This is a genomic window from Exiguobacterium sp. RIT452 (assembly GCF_003598705.1).
GTDB classification, from domain to species: domain Bacteria; phylum Bacillota; class Bacilli; order Exiguobacteriales; family Exiguobacteriaceae; genus Exiguobacterium_A; species Exiguobacterium_A undae.
The window spans coordinates 175588-192184 of sequence record NZ_QXJB01000001.1; the positions used below are offsets into that span (position 1 = coordinate 175588).

The following is a 16597-nucleotide window of genomic DNA, read 5'->3' on the forward strand; positions in this document are numbered from 1 at the left end:
TTCGCGTAGTATACTAATCTAGCTGATTAATGAGATGATGCAACTTTTCTAATGAAACGGAACGAGTATTCGTTCCGTTTCATTGCGGGTATATGTATATAAACGTTCGAAAGGAGAGGTGACCGATTGAAACGGCTTCCTGACGAATTGGTGGATCAAGTTCGACAAGCAACGGATATCGTTGAATTGATATCAGAACGTGTAGAATTAAAAAAACAAGGGAATCGTTATTCAGGGTTATGTCCTTTCCATTCTGAAAAATCCCCTTCTTTTTCTGTTTCTCCGGACAAAGGCATGTATTATTGTTTTGGTTGTGGAGCGGGGGGGAACGCCATTACCTTCGTTATGGAAACGGAAGGGATGAGTTTTCCGGAAGCGGTCGTCAAACTGGCGGATCGGACGGATATCAAGCTGCCGGAGTTTGAACGGTCGGATCAAACCGAGTCCACGCCGGATCAAGAAAAAAAATATCGGATGCGTGAAGCACACCGGATCGTGGCAGATTTGTATCATGAAGTCATGTTACAGACAGCAGCAGGTGATAGCGGACGGGAATACCTCGAACAGCGGGGGATTCAAGAGTCGGCAATGCGAGAATTCAAGTTGGGATATGCACCTGATCAAGAACGGTTTACGGTGGATTCTTTAGCACGAAGAAATTTTGATCTTGACGAGATGGTGGAAGCTGGGCTGATTTCTGTCGGGCGAGATGGCGATTATCGCGATCGATTTAACGGCAGAGTGGTTTTTCCGATTTCAGATCGTGATGGCACGATTATTGGATTCAGTGGACGTTCCATTGACGGGAGAGACCCAAAGTACGTCAACACGGCTGAAACACCGCTTTTTAATAAAAGTGAGCTGTTGTTTGGTTTTGCGCAGGCACGAGGTGCCATGCGTAAAAGTAAACAGGTTGTGTTGGTGGAAGGAAATTTAGATGTTGTACGTGTCGCTCAAGCGGGTATACCCTATACGGTAGCTTCTTTAGGAACGGCCTTAACTCCTGTTCATGCGCAAAATCTGGCACGGATCGTCGATGAAGTCATTGTATGTTATGACGGAGACAAAGCGGGACGCGCAGCGACATTAAAAGCACTACGCTTATTAGAAGACGTTGCGGTCGATTGTTCCGTAATTCGATTGCCGGATGGCGAAGATCCCGATTCTTTCATCGGGACCCAGTCAGAAGAAACATTTCTTCGTCTGGTGGAACAAGAACGAATTTCAGGCCTTGAATTTAAATCTTTTTATTTTCGGCAAGGAAAAAATCTCCGATTAGAAGGAGAACGGGTTCGTTATATTGAAACTATGCTTGAGGAGATTGGTCGTACGACCAATCCGTTGTTACGTGATATCTATTTAGGGAAACTGGCGGAAGAGTTTCATTTGTCGAAAGAATCGTTATTGTCACAAGTTAAACCGTTGCCGACGCAACATGCTCAACCGAAACCAGAACGACGGCAAGAAACACAAACAATCACTTCTTCTGCACAAGATCGAACATTTTCGAACTGGAAAAAAGCAGAACGTTTTTTACTGGCCTACATGATTCGGTCGGAGGAAGTGGGACTTGAAGTACGGGATCAATTGGGTGTTGAGTTCAATGATCCGGCGCATCAATTGATTGCAGGTAAACTATATGAATTTTACGGAACAGATACCCCAGCGGATCCGGACCGATTTCTAACGATGCTTCAGGATGCTTCACTTCAGCGAATCGTAGCGGATCTAGAGTTCATGCTAATGCCGGAATATGATCCGGATTTATTGAGTCACTATATTCGTTCTGTTCAAAACGAACGGCAACGACGGACGCTGGACGAAGAAAAGTCGCAGTTGAGTCAACAAACAGATATCCGCGCTCAAGCGGAACTAATGCAGGCGATCATCGAACGGAAACGGCGTTTGAAAGATCGGTGACCTGCTGCATGATGTGGAAGGAGTGTATGGTTCGATGGCAGAAAAAGCAAGATCAGAAGCTGAAATACTCCGTCTCGCGAAGGATGAACTAATCGCGCTCGGACACAAGAATGGTGAACTATCGCATCAAAAAATCGAGGACAAACTCAGTTCGTTCGAATCGATGGATGCGCAACAGTTCGAAGAATTTCTTCAGTTGCTTGAAACAGAAGGCATCAAGGTCAATAACGATGGGACCGGTGACGACAAAGAAGAAGCCGATCTCAATGATTTATCCGTACCACCGGGTGTCAAAATCAACGATCCGGTCCGGATGTACTTGAAAGAGATTGGTCGCGTCGACTTGTTGAATGCAGAAGATGAGGTCGAACTCGCAAAACGGATCGAACAAAACGATGAAGAAGCCAAAAAACGTCTGGCTGAGGCGAACTTGCGTCTTGTCGTTTCGATTGCTAAACGGTATGTCGGTCGCGGTATGTTATTCCTTGATTTGATTCAAGAAGGAAACATGGGACTGATCAAAGCAGTTGAAAAGTTTGATTATACAAAAGGATACAAATTCTCGACCTACGCCACGTGGTGGATTCGTCAGGCCATTACACGTGCCATTGCCGACCAAGCGCGGACGATCCGGATTCCGGTTCATATGGTTGAAACAATCAATAAATTGATTCGGGTCCAGCGTCAATTGTTGCAGGATTTAGGACGTGAACCGACACCGGAAGAGATTTCAAAAGAGATGGAAATCACGCCGGAAAAAGTGCGTGAAATCCTTAAGATTGCGCAAGAACCGGTCTCGCTTGAAACACCGATCGGAGAAGAAGATGATTCACACCTCGGTGACTTCATTGAAGACCAGGATGCGACAGCTCCTCAAGATGCCGCAGCCTATGAATTATTGAAAGAACAGTTGGAAGACGTACTCGATACGTTGACCGATCGGGAAGAAAACGTCTTACGTCTCCGTTTCGGCTTGGATGACGGTCGGACGCGGACGCTTGAAGAAGTCGGGAAAGTATTTGGTGTCACCCGTGAGCGGATTCGTCAGATTGAAGCGAAAGCATTGCGGAAATTGCGTCACCCGAGTCGTTCGAAACGTCTGAAAGATTTCCTCGATTAATTCAAAGTGTGAAGAAAATATGAAATTTTAGTGAGAAGGGAGAAAAAGTTTTGTTTTTTTCTTCCTTCTCTGTTTTTTTTACAGTAGAATAGTAACGGGGAATACCATTCAGTCACCAACTTGGTTGGGTATAGAATATGGGGGGGAATCCAAATGCGTAATCCGTTAGTACCGTTCGCAGCGATTGCGATCATCGCCATCATCGCCATGATTTCATTGTCATACTTTGGGGTCGATCAGGTAAAAGAAGCTGAAAAAGGTCCATCAACAGCTGAAATGAAGCCGGAAGATCTATTTGCATCAAAAGGATGTACAGGATGTCACGGTGGAAATCTTGAAGGTGGAGCAGGTCCGAACTTAACAAAAGTCGGCGCGAAGCTGAAAGAAGAAGAAATTAAAGAAATCGCAATCAACGGTAAAGGGCAAATGCCTGGCGGTCTTGCGAATGACGAAGAAGCCACTGTGTTAGCGAAATGGCTTGCTGAAAAGAAATAAGTCAATCAACATCCGTCTCTTCTCCGAGATGGGTGTTTTTTTGTGACGGTTTTAATGGAGACGACGGTTTCTTTTTTTCGTCAAGTCCGCTATTTTAAAAAGAGAGTGAACAGAGGAAGGATGAATCAGATGCAAACGAATGTCATACTGGATCAACGCTTAAAAAAAGTCGTGTCTTATATTCCACAAGGAGCGGTGCTGGCGGATATTGGATCCGATCACGCATTTGTCCCGTGTTATTGTCTGCAACAAAACCTCGTCGAGAAGGCGATTGCCGGTGAAGTGAACGTCGGACCGATGGAAGCAGCCCAAGCACAGGTCGCGTTAGTTCAGCTTGAGGACAAGATTGATGTCCGTCTCGGAAGTGGTCTGACCGTCTTGACACCGGGGGAAGCAACGGCGATTACGATTGCCGGAATGGGCGGCACATTGATCGCGACGATTCTTGAAGAAGGAAAAGCCAATTTATCGGGAGAAGAACGATTGATTCTCCAACCAAACGTCGATGCAGTGGATGTCCGGAAATGGTTGCTCGCAAATGGATACGCCCTCTTGTCGGAAGCCATCGTCAAAGAAAACGAAAAAATTTATGAAATCCTGGTCGCCCAAAAAGGCGAGGAATCCGTATATGCGGATGATTCAGAGCAGCGGGAATGGGAACTGTACTTTGGTCCACAATTAATGCGTGAAAAAGCGCCTGCCTTTGTTGAAAAGTGGCAAACGGAACAACAAAAGCGCAAGTATATTTTAGAACAGATGCGTCAAGGGACGGAATCGGATCAACTACAGGAAAAAATCGTGAAAATCGAGCAGTTGATTCAGAAAATGGAAGAGGTGACACACTGATGGCAAACGGACAGCAAATCATCGAACAGTTCGAGTCGTTTGCCCCTAAAAAATTTGCCTTTGAGGGGGATCCGATTGGTTTACAGATTGGGACACTCAACAAGGACGTCAAACGGGTTCTGGTCACACTGGACGTTTTGGAATCCGTCGTCGACGAAGCAATCGAAAAAAAGATTGATTTGATTATTGCGCATCATCCGCCGATTTTTAGTAAGTTAGCCCAAGTCAATGATCAATCCGCGGCAGGACGGATCGTCATGAAATGTATCAAACATGAGATTGCCGTTTACGCGGCCCATACGAATCTCGACGTGGCAGAGGGGGGCGTAAACGATTTGATGGCGGACGCCCTCGGTCTGACCAATACCCGTGTATTGGTTCCTTCTTTCGAGAATACGGTTTACAAACTCGCTGTCTTCGTTCCGGAAGAAGCCGTTGAACGGGTGTCTGATGCGCTTGGACGAGCAGGAGCAGGGCATATCGGCGCATACAGCGACTGTCAGTTCCACAGTACGGGGACAGGACAGTTCAAAGCAACGACAGGAGCCAAGCCATACGTCGGACAAACGGGTCAAATCGAGCGGGTCAATGAAGTCCGGATTGAAACCGTCGTCACGGAACTCAATCATAAGCAAGTCATTCGGGCAATGAAAAAGGTGCATCCGTATGAAGAGGTGGCGTATGATTTGATTCGTCAAGAAATTACGGCACCACCACTCGGTCTGGGACGAATCGGATCTCTCGAAGAAGCGATGCCGTTGAAAGCATTTGCCGAACACGTCCGGACAGCCTTCGCTGTTGAGAACTTACGTTTTGTTGGGGATGAAAACCGACTGGTCCGTAAGATTGCCGTATTAGGCGGGGATGGGAATAAATATGTATCAACGGCTGCATTTGCGGGGGCCGATGTCTTGGTAACGGGAGATTTATATTTCCATGTCGCCCACGATGCCATGGCACTGGGGCTTGCTGTGATTGATCCGGGGCATCACGTCGAATCGGTCATGAAGCAAGGGGTCGTGAATCTCCTGACAGAACGGTTTACGAAACAGAACATCCGCGACGTAGAACTGATCGTGTCGACGACCAACACGAATCCGTTTCAATTCTTATAAAAAAAACGATTCCCACCGGACTGGACGGTTGGGAATCGTTTCATTCTGATTTAGAGAATTTTTACTTTCGGTAAAATCCGACGCAATTCAAGGAATGGTGTCTTATCATGTGTGCTGATATCAGCTGGATCGTACTGCTGCAAGAAATCGATGACTTTTTTAGTGATTGGCGTCGGTGTTGAAGCACCAGACGTTACACCCACATGCTGAACCCCTTCGAGCCAAGATAAATCAAGTTCAGTCAAGTCACCGATCCGGTGAGCCGGCGTCTCGGCGATATCGAACGACACTTGGGCCAAACGGTTTGAGTTATTCGAGCGCGGATCACCGACGACGATGACCAAATCACAATCACCGGCCTGTTCAGCGACGGCTTCCTGGCGGACTTGTGTCGCATTACAAATTTCATTATGCACTTCGACGTGCGGATATTTTTCACGAACGTGTCCCATCAATGCTTGGACATCCCATTGACTCATCGTCGTCTGATTGGTGACGATAATTTTTTTAGTTGCCAGATGATCAGGCAACGCATCGATATCTTCGACTTTTTCGATGAGGTGGACGTGTTCAGGCGCAACCCCAACGGCTCCCTCGGGTTCAGGGTGGCCATGTTTGCCGACATAGATGACTTCGTAATCGTCAGCGACAACAGTCCGAATCAAGTCGTGTGTCCGTGTAACATCAGGACAAGTCGCATCGACGACCGTCAAGTTTTTTTCGGCAGCTCGTGCATAAACTGCAGGAGAGATACCGTGAGCGGTGAAGATGACTGTACCTTCTTTAATCGTTTCCAATGCTTCAAGACGGTCCGGACCGTCAACGGTCAATACGCCCATCCGTTCGAATTCACGTGTGACGTGAGCATTGTGGACGATCATACCCAAAATATGAATAGGTCGCGGTAAACTGTCATTCATTGCCGCTTGTTGAGCGAGTTTCATGGCATCCACGACACCGTAACAATATCCGCGAGGACTGATTTTTTTTACAAGCATAGTCTAGATTCTCCTTTAGTATAGAAAGAATGATTATTTAGAGTGTACCATTGATTGAAGGTGAATGAAAACAGAGGAGTCTGTTCGCACGTAAGAACATGATATACTAATTGGGTTGAAAATGAACGGGGAAGGGGGCGGAAAGATGGAGACGAAAAAGATGATGCGGTCCTATTTTTTCCAAATCACGGCTGTATTATTCATTCTTATTTGTCTTGTCATCTCAGCACTGGCCTTCACGGCGGATCGGGTAACGATTTCACGGGTAGAACAACAGACAGAAAAGCAGAGTGAAAAAAGTGTTGAGGTCTCGAGCAATGCCCTGCGTGACAGTGTGGGAAACCTGCATGAGAAAATCATGGGTCTTCAATTAAATGTCACCAACATGAACAATCTTGAACAGGCGATCCGGGACAGCAACTTACTGGATATCGATACCGGATTTAAAAGTTTCTTTTACTATGATCGTAAAACCGACAAAATCACCTGGTTCTCGAGTGAAGACCGACGAATAAAGGATGGTGCAATCCGGGAAGACGATTCGTTCCTTCAAGCATTGACGAGTACGGATTTTCATATGAGTAAACGTTATCCGTTGGAAAGTGATTACCTGACGTATATGTTCGTATCCGTTCGAAACGGCAATGAACGTGTCGGCGTGTTTGGTGGCGGACTGAGTTTGATGAATTCGGTGGTCTTCCGTAATTCTCTGGAATCGTTTGATGATGATACGATGGCCTATCTCTTTAACAGCCAAGGCGAGCCGCTTGCCACTTCAAGAAATCTTGTGACCGATCAAGAACGGCTGTTGAGCCAAAGTGTCGTCGATCGTGCCTTCCGAAGTACAAAGCCAAACGAAATTTTTAGTACAAATAAAGACATGTACTACTTTGCACAGGATTTAAAGGTAACCGACTGGAAAGTGTTGGTCCGGACGCCGCGAAGCGTATTTTATGAACCCGTCTATACGACGCGTCAGCAATATCTGGTCATCGCCGCGTTGACCCTCGTCTTGAGCCTGATTGTCGGCTATTTGATGTCACGTCAACTGACGGCACCGTTACTTGAGTTAGTACAAAAGATTGAGAAAAGTACGACACCACAACCGATTACGCTGGAACGTTCCGGTTCGAACGAAGTCAAGACACTTGTCTCCGCCTATAATGAGTACGCACAGCGGATGGAGAACGCCCGGGTCGAACAGTTGAGCCAGCAGCAAGTCATTTTACACCAAGAGAAGTTGGCATCGCTCGGACAACTGGCAGCCGGCATTGCCCACGAAATTCGAAATCCGTTGACACCGGTCAAGATGGCGTTGCAGCTTTTATCAGAGGACAAACAAAATAATCCGGACATGATGCACATCGCGTTATCAGAATTAGACCGGGCCAATCAATTAATTCAGACGATGCTTGATTTGTCGAAAAACGACAATGCGTCACTAGTGATGGGGCAAGTCGATGTCAAAAAAATGATGGAGAAACTGACGTTCATTCTTGAGTCGAAATCACATCCGTATGAAGCGGATTGTAAAATCTATACACCGGCTCACATGCCGACGCTGTATGCTTCTGAAAACGGATTGTTGCAAGTCCTGTCGAACTGTATCGGAAATGCACTCGAAGCCGTTGAATCCAAAGGACCGGACGGAATTTGTCATGTTCATCTCCACGTGTACCCGGATCAATTCGTCTTCATCATCCAAGATAACGGAGTAGGGATGGATGCCGAGCAAATCAGTCAAATCGGTCAAGCGTTCAAGACCTCAAAAATCAACGGAAACGGTCTTGGTCTGTTCATGTCGAGTCAAATCGTCTGGCAACATAATGGAAGACTCGAGGTCGACAGTAAAGTCGGCGTCGGGACGACCGTTCAACTGTTCTTCCCGAGACGGGAGGCACAGGAATGAGATTCAATAAATCCTGGTTGCTCGTGTTAATCATTTGGATCTCATCCGTCTTGCTGATCTCGAACATGTTCGTCCAAAAAGAAGCGAGTCCCAAACGAGATGTCGTTGGTTTTACAATCGTCAACGATAAACATGAGTTTGCGCAACGTCTCATCAACGCTTTCAAAGCGGAAGCAAAAGCGAATAAATATGAGGCGGTCGTAGCGACGTCACAAAATTCACGGATCAGTGAACGGGAACAAATCCTCGAGTTCATCGAACTGCAGGTGGATGCAATTTTCGTTACGACGTTAGACGATGTCTATATCGGCAGTGCAATCGAAGAAGCCAAAAGAGCAGGCATCCCGGTGTTTGCCATTGACCGGATGATTCGGTCGGATGCCGTCGTCAGTTCGATTACATCCAACAATCAAATGATCGGCGAACAATTGGCGTCTTATATGAAAAATGAATTCATTAAGCGAACCGGTCAATCTACAGGGAAAATCATTGAAATCACAGGGACGGCGAATGTCTATACGACCAATGAACGCCACCGCGGGTTCTTGGAAGGAATCAAAAGTGAACCGGGGTTGTCCATCGTGAATTCAGCCAGTGGAAACTACGATCCGGTCACATCCGAGCGTGTCATGCGTCAATTGATTGAATCCGGAATCGAGTTTGATGCGGTCTACTGTCACAATGACGATATTGCGATGGGTGTACTCGAAGCATTGAAAAAAGCAGGGATTTCCGGAAAAATAGTTGTTGGCATTGACGGGAATCGTGCTATATTAGAAGCTGTTGACATGAAATCGATGGACGCGACAGTCGTCCAGTCCGCTGAAGAGATGATGAAAGTTGCCTTCAGCGCGTTGAAGCTTCATACGAAAAACAAAAAAATTCCCGATCGTTTCTATACGTATTCATATTTGTATGACGGTAGTAGACCAATACCCATGTTGAACTGAAGAAATAGATGGTGAAGGCGGACGATTCGCCTTTAATTGTTAAAGAAAGAGAAAGGATGGTGACAAATATGAATGGATTTACCCATTTCGATTTGCACCCGTTCGTCGTCGAAGCACTCGAAGACGCACGTATTAAAAAACCAACCGATATTCAATCCCGGATCATTCCGGCAGCGCTCAAAGGGCGGGATATCATCGGACAATCACAAACCGGAACAGGAAAAACGTTATCGTTCCTTTTGCCGATCGTTCAAAACATCAACCCGGAATCACAAGAGATGCAAGCAATCATCGTTGCTCCGACACGTGAACTGGCTTGGCAAATTCACGAGGAGTTAAAGTCAATCCTCGTCAAACAACCGGACTATATCAAAACGAGTCTGATCACAGGTGGTATGGACCGCGAGCGTCAAATCGGGCGTGTCAAAGTCTCGCCACAGATCGTCATCGGGACACCGGGACGAATTTTAGATCTGTTTAAAGAACAAGCGTTGAAACCACACTTCGTCAAACATTACGTCATCGATGAAGCGGATCAGATGCTCGATATGGGATTCTTACCGGAAGTCGACCGGATTGCCCAAGCATTACCTGAGAAGTTACAGATGATGGTCTTCTCTGCGACGATTCCAGAAAAACTGCAACCGTTCTTGAAAAAGTATATGAACAATCCACGTTATGCCCATGTGGATCCGAAACAGCAGACCGCTAAGAAAATCGTCCATCACACAGTTCCTGTCAAACACCGGGATCGTTCGGATTTGGCGTTAAAACTGGCGAAAGCTCTTAACCCGTATATCTGTCTCGTCTTCACGAACACGAAAACAGAAGCAATCGAACTTGAAGCTCTCTTCTTGGAAGCGGGACTCAACGTCGGTTCACTTCACGGTGACCTGCCGGCCCGTCGTCGGAAACAAGCCATTAAAGAAATCAACGAAGCGAAATACCAGTATGTCATCGTAACGGATCTTGCGGCACGCGGAATTGATATCTCAGGCGTCTCACACGTCATCAACCACGGTATTCCAAAAGATCTTGACTTCTATGTCCACCGTGTCGGTCGGACCGGTCGTGTTGACCAAGATGGCTTGGCGTACACATTGTTCGAAGATCATGAGAATGGTTCGATCAACCGTCTTGAAGACCGTGGTATCGAATTTACGAACGTTGATGTCAAGAGTGGTCAAGTCAGCGAAGTGAAAGAACGTCGCCGTGCGAAACCACACATGAAGACCGCTGTTTCAAAAACAGCACACAGCCGTTTATCTGGAGAAGCAGCAAAAGCCAAAAAACGTGTTAAACCAGGTTATAAAAAGAAACACCAATACAAATTAAAAGAAACGGCGAAACGTGAACGCATTAAAGAACAACGCGGAATCGGTCGCGCCGAACGTAAAGCCAACGCAAGTAAATCAAAATAATTCATCCGCAACTTGTATTGAGGATGATTCGTTTCAGCAAAGTTCACGAGAATATCGTGGGCTTTGTTTTTTTTAGATGGCTAAAGGTTCTTGTTTTTTTCGGCATTTGGTACACTAAGAACAGAAGAAGGGTGGAATTTACAATGAAAATCGGTTCACATGTGTCACTTTCAGGGAAAAAGATGTTGCTTGGTGCAAGTGAAGAAGCAGCGTCCTATGGAGCAACGACCATGATGGTCTACACAGGTGCTCCTCAAAATACAAGACGAAAACCAATTTCTGATTTACGGATTCCGGAAGCTTTGTTACACATGGAAGCAAACGGAATTGAAGAAATCGTGGTGCATGCCCCTTACATCATCAATTTAGGGAATACGACAAAACCGGAAACGTTTGAGCTGGCAGTATCGTTTTTGGCAGAAGAAATCCGTCGGGCAGAGGCGCTTGAAAAAGCGAAACATATCGTTCTTCACCCGGGAGCCCACGTTGGTGCCGGCGAAGAGGTCGGAATCAAGCGAATCATCGAGGGTCTCAATGAAGTCTTGACTGGAGACGAACAGGTGAAAATTGCTCTCGAGACGATGGCCGGTAAAGGATCGGAAATCGGAAAAACATTTGAAGAGATTGCGGAAATCATTGCGGGTGTGACGCATAATGATCGTCTGTCCGTCTGTCTGGATACATGTCACGTCCATGATGCCGGATACGATTTGATTCATGACCTAGATGGTGTTCTTGAACGATTTGATCGAATCGTCGGGATCGATCGGTTAGGTGTCATTCATGTCAATGACTCCAAAAACGTGCGAGGTGCGAAAAAAGACCGTCACGAAAACATTGGTTTTGGTGAGATTGGATTTGATCCACTACATCGTATCGTCCATCACCGGGATTTGGCACACCTGCCTAAAATCCTTGAAACGCCGTATATTGGTCTGGATCCAAAAAAGAAAGTTGCACCGTATAAAGAAGAGATCATGATGCTGCGCTCGGGGAAATTTGATGCCGAGTGGCGTCTACCACTGATTGGTACATCCATCTAAACGGAAGAGGTGTCTGTCGCGTGTGTCATCTACTAATCGTCGAGGAATCTGAGTTTGCTTTGCGTCAAGCAGTCGTTGCGTACTACGAAACAAAAGAACCCTTTTATTTACCGGCGGAGTTGGCAGAGGGAGAGGATGTTTTTTTAGCGACTGCAGACGGTATCGTTGCATATGCGGAAGTGTTGTTTAGTGAATACACGACGCGTCCTGCTGATCCACATTGGTTGGTGGAGGCAGACGAACAAGAACGCACATATGCTTGTTTGGATTTGATTAGTGTTGATTTACGTCATCCGTTACTCGGATCCGGATTTCCTGCTTTGAACATCAAGCCGGGCCAGACGGATCCGAAAACAAGGCAATGGTTGCTGGAAGCCTGGCAAGCAGGTCATTTCGAAACAGACGTGTCGACCGTCGAGGAAGCTAAAAAACGGCGGATTGAGCGGTTTCGGGAACGGAATCATTCGGCGCCACTCATGGCGTCATGCGAAGCATGCGGAAGTACACAACGATCTGTCTTGGAATGGCACGAGGATAACGGACATTTTAAGACGCTTTGTCCTACCTGTCACCGTCTGGCACATCAAGCGTATCAGGAAATCCAAGATATTGCGGCGGCCTCGGATGATTGAAAGACGGATCAGATGAGAGGGAAGATCAAGTTTTTTGAAAAATTAAAGGAACAGTTAAAAAGCGTTTTTCTTCTCCGATGAGAGAAGAAAAACGCTTTTTATGTGGGACAAGTCGATGTTTAATGATTAAAACGGCCAACGGTCCGCGACGAATAAAAATACTTTCATCCCGAGGAAAACACCGAAAATCCCGACGATGGCCGGAAAAACAGGCGGGGCAGGAATCGGTAACTTAAGAGCAGTAAAGACGACACCACAGATGACACCGGCTAACAGTGATAATAAGATTTGTTGCAACATGAGGCCCAGTCCTTTCTTCATATAAAAAACGCTTACACATTGATTATATGAAGATGTCTGACGTTAAACAACGATTATTTTTTGGAAGCGGTCGAATCAAATGTAATCTTTTCTTCCGGTCGTTCCATCGGGATCCATTTTTGATCAAGTGGAAGGTCAAATGAAGGTTTTGCCTTTAATTTTCCGTTTGTGTAATGCTGGATTAATATTTGTGATTCACAAGATTGTTTTCCTTTGGAGACGTAATGATAGTCTCCGTTTTCATCTTGTTCCCGAGCTTTGACGTTGTCGGCCAGGGTCAAAGCCAAACAATCCTTGATGTAGTTTTTCTGATCTTCATCGATGATCGGGAAGAGAATCTCGATTCGTTTGCGCATATTACGGGTCATCCAGTCCGCGCTCGAACAGTAAATCAGCTCATCCCCATTATGATGGAAATAGAAGATGCGTGAATGCTCGAGGTAACGGTCGACGACAGAGGTGACACGGATATTTTCAGAAACACCTTTCACTTGTGGGCGAAGGCAACAGACGCCGCGCACAATCAATTCAATCCGAACACCGGCACGTGAAGCCTGATACAGTTTTAAGATGATGTCTTTTTCCGTCAAGCTGTTCATCTTCGCCACGATTCGACCATTGCCGTGTTTTTTATGGTACTTGATTTCATCGTCAATCAAGGACAAAAATTTCTCAAGCATCGAGTTTGGGGACGTATGAAGCGCATTCCATTGCGGTTGTTCACCGTAGCCGGATAACCAGTTAAAGAAATTCGTGGCGTCTTCGGCAATCTGTTCACGTGCCGTCAACAATCCGATATCCGTATACAGTTTCGCGGTGGAATCGTTGTAGTTACCGGTCCCAAGATGGACAAACCGTTGAATCCGACCTTCCTGTAGGCGGACAATCAATGTGATCTTCGAGTGTGTTTTCAAATCACTGTAACCGTAAATGACGTGGGCGCCGACTTTTTCTAATTGTTTGGCCCACTCGATATTTTTCGCTTCATCAAAACGCGCCTTCAATTCGACAAGGACAGTGACCTGCTTTCCGTTCTCAGCAGCCGTTTTCAACGCTTTGATGATCGGAGAATCACCCGAGACACGGTACAGTGTCTGTTTGATGGCGAGGACATTTGGATCATTGGCGGCTTGAACGATTAACCGGACGACCGGATCAAACGTATGGTACGGATGATGTAACAAATAATCCTGTTGTAGAATCTGATCAAACAGGTTTTTCGATTTTTCCAGTGCCGGCGGTTCGACCGGCATGATCGTCTGATAAATCAAATGATCGTATTCGACACCAATCTGACTGTAAAACGCAAAGGCAAACGTCAAATCGATTGGACCATCAACGGCGTAAATATCCCGGTCCTGTAAATCGAGGACGTCCCGCAGCATGTTGAGAAGATTCGTGTTGATGGCATTTTTCTGAATTTCAAGACGAATGCCGACACCCCAACGGCGTTTCTTTAATTCTTTTTCGATCAGTTTCAATAAATCATGTGTCCCTTCCTCATGGAACGGCAAGTCTGCATTTCTTGTAATCCGAAACGGCATGGCAGACAAGACACGGTATCCTTTAAACAACGAATCAATAAAAGAAATGATCACATCTTCGAGTAAGATGACAGCCGTCGTTTCCTCGTCCTCGACCGGTAAATCCACGAAGCGCGGAAGTACGGCCGGAACTTGGACAAGTGCAAGATTTCGCTTAGACCCATCATCCGCTTCAAGAGCAGTGGCGATATTCAGTGACTTAGACGACAGCATCGGGAAGGGGCGGTACGCATCGACAGCAACCGGTGTCAAAACCGGAAAAACCTGATCCCTGAAAAATGCTTTGACGTATTCCGCCTGCATCTCATTTAATTCCTCATGCTTTAAAAAGGAAATCCCTTCCGTCTTTAAAGCCTGCGTCACTTCTTTAAAAGCTTCGTACTGTTGTTCGACCAGCTCTTTCGTTTTGGTGGCAATGGCACGGAGCTGCTGTTTCGGCGTCAAGTTTTGCTTATTTTCCGGTTTGTTGAATCCGGCTAAGACCTCATCCTTGAGTCCACCGACGCGGACCATATAAAACTCGTCCAGGTTCGAGCTGAAGATGCCTAAAAACTTAAACCGTTCCATTAACGGATTTCGTGTGTCGATTACTTCGCCCAGTACACGTTCGTTGAATTGTAACCAACTGATTTCTCGATTATTAAAATGTTCAGGGGAATCAATCTTCATGTGAGGGTACCTCCTTTATTTTCCAGAAGAATCGAACAATCAATGACACGTTCGAGATGTTTTTTTTGTTTTTCCGCTTTTTCGACTTCAAATCCGTAATCATGATCTCCGGTGTCGAGAATGATCCGAATGCCTTTTTGATCTTTTGTCAGTTCAAGTTCAACGCTGTCCACCGCACGGCGTTCCGTCACATCAAGTGCATCAGTCAGTTTGAGAATGGAACCGAGCAAATCAAACCGTTCGATTGATTTGTCCGTAAACCAATCCTTGAAAGGTTTCAAAAGTTGTTGCATCCGTTTTGAAGAAGAGTAGGAACTGACGAGTGCCAACGCCAGACGGTCTTTATGCGTCATGCCTTTCAAGTCTGTATTCGTCAACAGATAAAATGTCTGATTCGACCGTGTATCCGGATTGATATACTGACCGCAGTAGAGCAGGCGGCTGGCTGAATCAAGAAGACGAAGGTCTGCGGCCCGTTCCGGAATGATATCGAGCGTAATCAGCTGACGGTAAATCGATTTGGCGATTGTACCGAGGTAATTCGTCCGGTCACGATTGACTTTATAGTCACTCTCGAGCTGATACAGACTTTCTTCCCGGACATTTTCGATGCGGCGTTGGTTCTGATCATGTAAATCGTATTCATAGACAAGTCCTTCACGTAATCCGTAATTACTCATCACGAACTGATCCGCCTCAATATGTACTGCCAGTTCATGAATCGCAATCAAAGCAGGTAAAAAGATATCAACCCGGTCTTTTGAGAGTCCTTCGACTTTTAACAGATGTTTGGGCGCTTTATCAGCCAATTCATCAATCAATTTTCCTAATTCCTTTGACCGGACTTGATATTGATGAATCCCATGCAGCGGATAATCCAGCGTCGACTGATGAATCCGGACGAAGTTCCGTGCCGAACCGCCGACACCGATTAACGGCAGCTTTTTATTTTTAAGCCATGAAATTTCGTCGAACTGCTCCCGCAAAAATTTGGTCAGCTTTTTTTGTTCGCCGGAAGTCATCGTTTCACCGGACTGGAATTGTCGCGTCAGTGTGACGGCACCAAACGGAAAGCTGTGGTAAGCGACCATTTCCCGGTTTTCAATTAAGGTCACTTCCATCGAACCACCGCCGATATCGACGGAATACCCGTCCGTCAAGAAGGTGGAATTGATGATGGCGAAATAGCCGTAATAGGCTTCCTGTTCATCAGAGAGGACACGCATCGTAAAGGGTGTTTCTTGTTCCACGGCATGGATGATTTCCTGACGGTTACTCGCATTCCGAATCGCAGCGGTTGCGACACAAATCGTTTCTTCGACGTGGTGGGTTACGCCGATTTCATAAAACCGCCGTAACGTTTCACATAACAGCCGAATACCGACCGTATCGAGTGCTCCATTTCCGTCGATATGAGCGGACAGCCGTGCGACGACTTTCACATTAATTTTTTCAATATAGCGACCGGAGTCGATAGGATGGAAAATGACGTACCGGATCGAGTTGGATCCGATATCGATGACTGCTAATTCGTTTTTCAAAAGAAATCCGACTCCTTTCACTTCTCAGTCCATCTTTTCCCGAATTGGCGGTTCTGGAAACGACAGCTTGTAT

General features: G+C 46.1%; 14 protein-coding genes. 10 read left to right on the forward strand and 4 right to left on the reverse strand.

What is annotated here, in order from left to right:
* Positions 1 to 126: 126 nt before the first annotated feature.
* From dnaG to D3D03_RS00915, 5 genes are all read left to right on the forward strand, one after another.
* Complete coding sequence (gene dnaG / locus D3D03_RS00895) at positions 127 to 1920, forward strand: DNA primase (protein WP_026833626.1); 1794 nt, start codon at positions 127 to 129, stop codon at positions 1918 to 1920.
* A 34-nt stretch (positions 1921 to 1954) separates the two neighbouring features.
* Positions 1955 to 3040, forward strand: a complete 1086-nt coding sequence (gene rpoD / locus D3D03_RS00900; protein WP_012369736.1) for an RNA polymerase sigma factor RpoD — start codon at positions 1955 to 1957, stop codon at positions 3038 to 3040.
* Between the two features lie 153 nt (positions 3041 to 3193).
* Positions 3194 to 3535 carry a cytochrome c550 gene (gene cccA / locus D3D03_RS00905; RefSeq protein WP_026833625.1) on the forward strand — a complete coding sequence of 114 codons (342 nt, stop codon included), beginning with the start codon at positions 3194 to 3196 and terminating at the stop codon, positions 3533 to 3535.
* Between the two features lie 129 nt (positions 3536 to 3664).
* On the forward strand, positions 3665 to 4381 hold the full coding sequence (locus tag D3D03_RS00910; RefSeq protein WP_026833624.1) for a tRNA (adenine(22)-N(1))-methyltransferase: 717 nt from the start codon (positions 3665 to 3667) through the stop codon (positions 4379 to 4381).
* The gene (locus D3D03_RS00915; protein ID WP_119922478.1) at positions 4381 to 5496 is read left to right on the forward strand and encodes a Nif3-like dinuclear metal center hexameric protein; all 1116 of its coding nucleotides are present in this window, start codon (positions 4381 to 4383) and stop codon (positions 5494 to 5496) included. The genes D3D03_RS00910 and D3D03_RS00915 overlap by 1 nt, the downstream gene beginning before the upstream one ends.
* A 50-nt stretch (positions 5497 to 5546) precedes the next feature.
* Here the strand turns inward: D3D03_RS00915 and D3D03_RS00920 are convergent, their stop codons facing one another.
* Positions 5547 to 6494, reverse strand: coding sequence for a 4-hydroxy-3-methylbut-2-enyl diphosphate reductase (locus D3D03_RS00920; RefSeq protein WP_026833622.1), 948 nt, complete (start codon positions 6492 to 6494; stop codon positions 5547 to 5549).
* A gap of 145 nt (positions 6495 to 6639) precedes the next feature.
* On the opposite strand from D3D03_RS00920, the gene D3D03_RS00925 reads away from it, so the two are divergent.
* The 5 genes from D3D03_RS00925 to D3D03_RS00945 all read left to right on the forward strand — a co-directional run bounded on the left by D3D03_RS00925 (position 6640) and on the right by D3D03_RS00945 (position 12449).
* Positions 6640 to 8403: a sensor histidine kinase gene (locus D3D03_RS00925; protein ID WP_028106791.1), complete on the forward strand. Its 1764-nt coding sequence runs from the start codon at positions 6640 to 6642 to the stop codon at positions 8401 to 8403.
* The gene (locus tag D3D03_RS00930) at positions 8400 to 9353 is read left to right on the forward strand and encodes a sugar ABC transporter substrate-binding protein (RefSeq protein WP_028106790.1); all 954 of its coding nucleotides are present in this window, start codon (positions 8400 to 8402) and stop codon (positions 9351 to 9353) included. The genes D3D03_RS00925 and D3D03_RS00930 overlap by 4 nt, the downstream gene beginning before the upstream one ends.
* A 68-nt stretch (positions 9354 to 9421) precedes the next feature.
* The gene (locus D3D03_RS00935; RefSeq protein WP_026833619.1) at positions 9422 to 10774 is read left to right on the forward strand and encodes a DEAD/DEAH box helicase; all 1353 of its coding nucleotides are present in this window, start codon (positions 9422 to 9424) and stop codon (positions 10772 to 10774) included.
* 143 nt (positions 10775 to 10917) lie between these two features.
* Positions 10918 to 11817: a deoxyribonuclease IV gene (locus tag D3D03_RS00940; protein WP_026833618.1), complete on the forward strand. Its 900-nt coding sequence runs from the start codon at positions 10918 to 10920 to the stop codon at positions 11815 to 11817.
* 20 nt (positions 11818 to 11837) lie between these two features.
* Positions 11838 to 12449: a hypothetical protein gene (locus D3D03_RS00945; RefSeq protein WP_119922479.1), complete on the forward strand. Its 612-nt coding sequence runs from the start codon at positions 11838 to 11840 to the stop codon at positions 12447 to 12449.
* 126 nt (positions 12450 to 12575) lie between these two features.
* On the opposite strand, the gene D3D03_RS00950 is transcribed toward D3D03_RS00945, so the two are convergent.
* The 3 genes from D3D03_RS00950 to D3D03_RS00960 all read right to left on the reverse strand — a co-directional run bounded on the left by D3D03_RS00950 (position 12576) and on the right by D3D03_RS00960 (position 16524).
* Positions 12576 to 12749 (reverse strand): XapX domain-containing protein, encoded by a 174-nt coding sequence (locus D3D03_RS00950; RefSeq protein ID WP_035387657.1) that lies wholly within the window; start codon positions 12747 to 12749, stop codon positions 12576 to 12578.
* Between the two features lie 74 nt (positions 12750 to 12823).
* Positions 12824 to 14983: an RNA degradosome polyphosphate kinase gene (locus D3D03_RS00955; RefSeq protein WP_119922480.1), complete on the reverse strand. Its 2160-nt coding sequence runs from the start codon at positions 14981 to 14983 to the stop codon at positions 12824 to 12826.
* Positions 14980 to 16524, reverse strand: a complete 1545-nt coding sequence (locus D3D03_RS00960) for a Ppx/GppA family phosphatase (protein ID WP_119923076.1) — start codon at positions 16522 to 16524, stop codon at positions 14980 to 14982. The genes D3D03_RS00955 and D3D03_RS00960 overlap by 4 nt, the downstream gene beginning before the upstream one ends.
* Between the last annotated feature and the right edge of the window lie 73 nt (positions 16525 to 16597).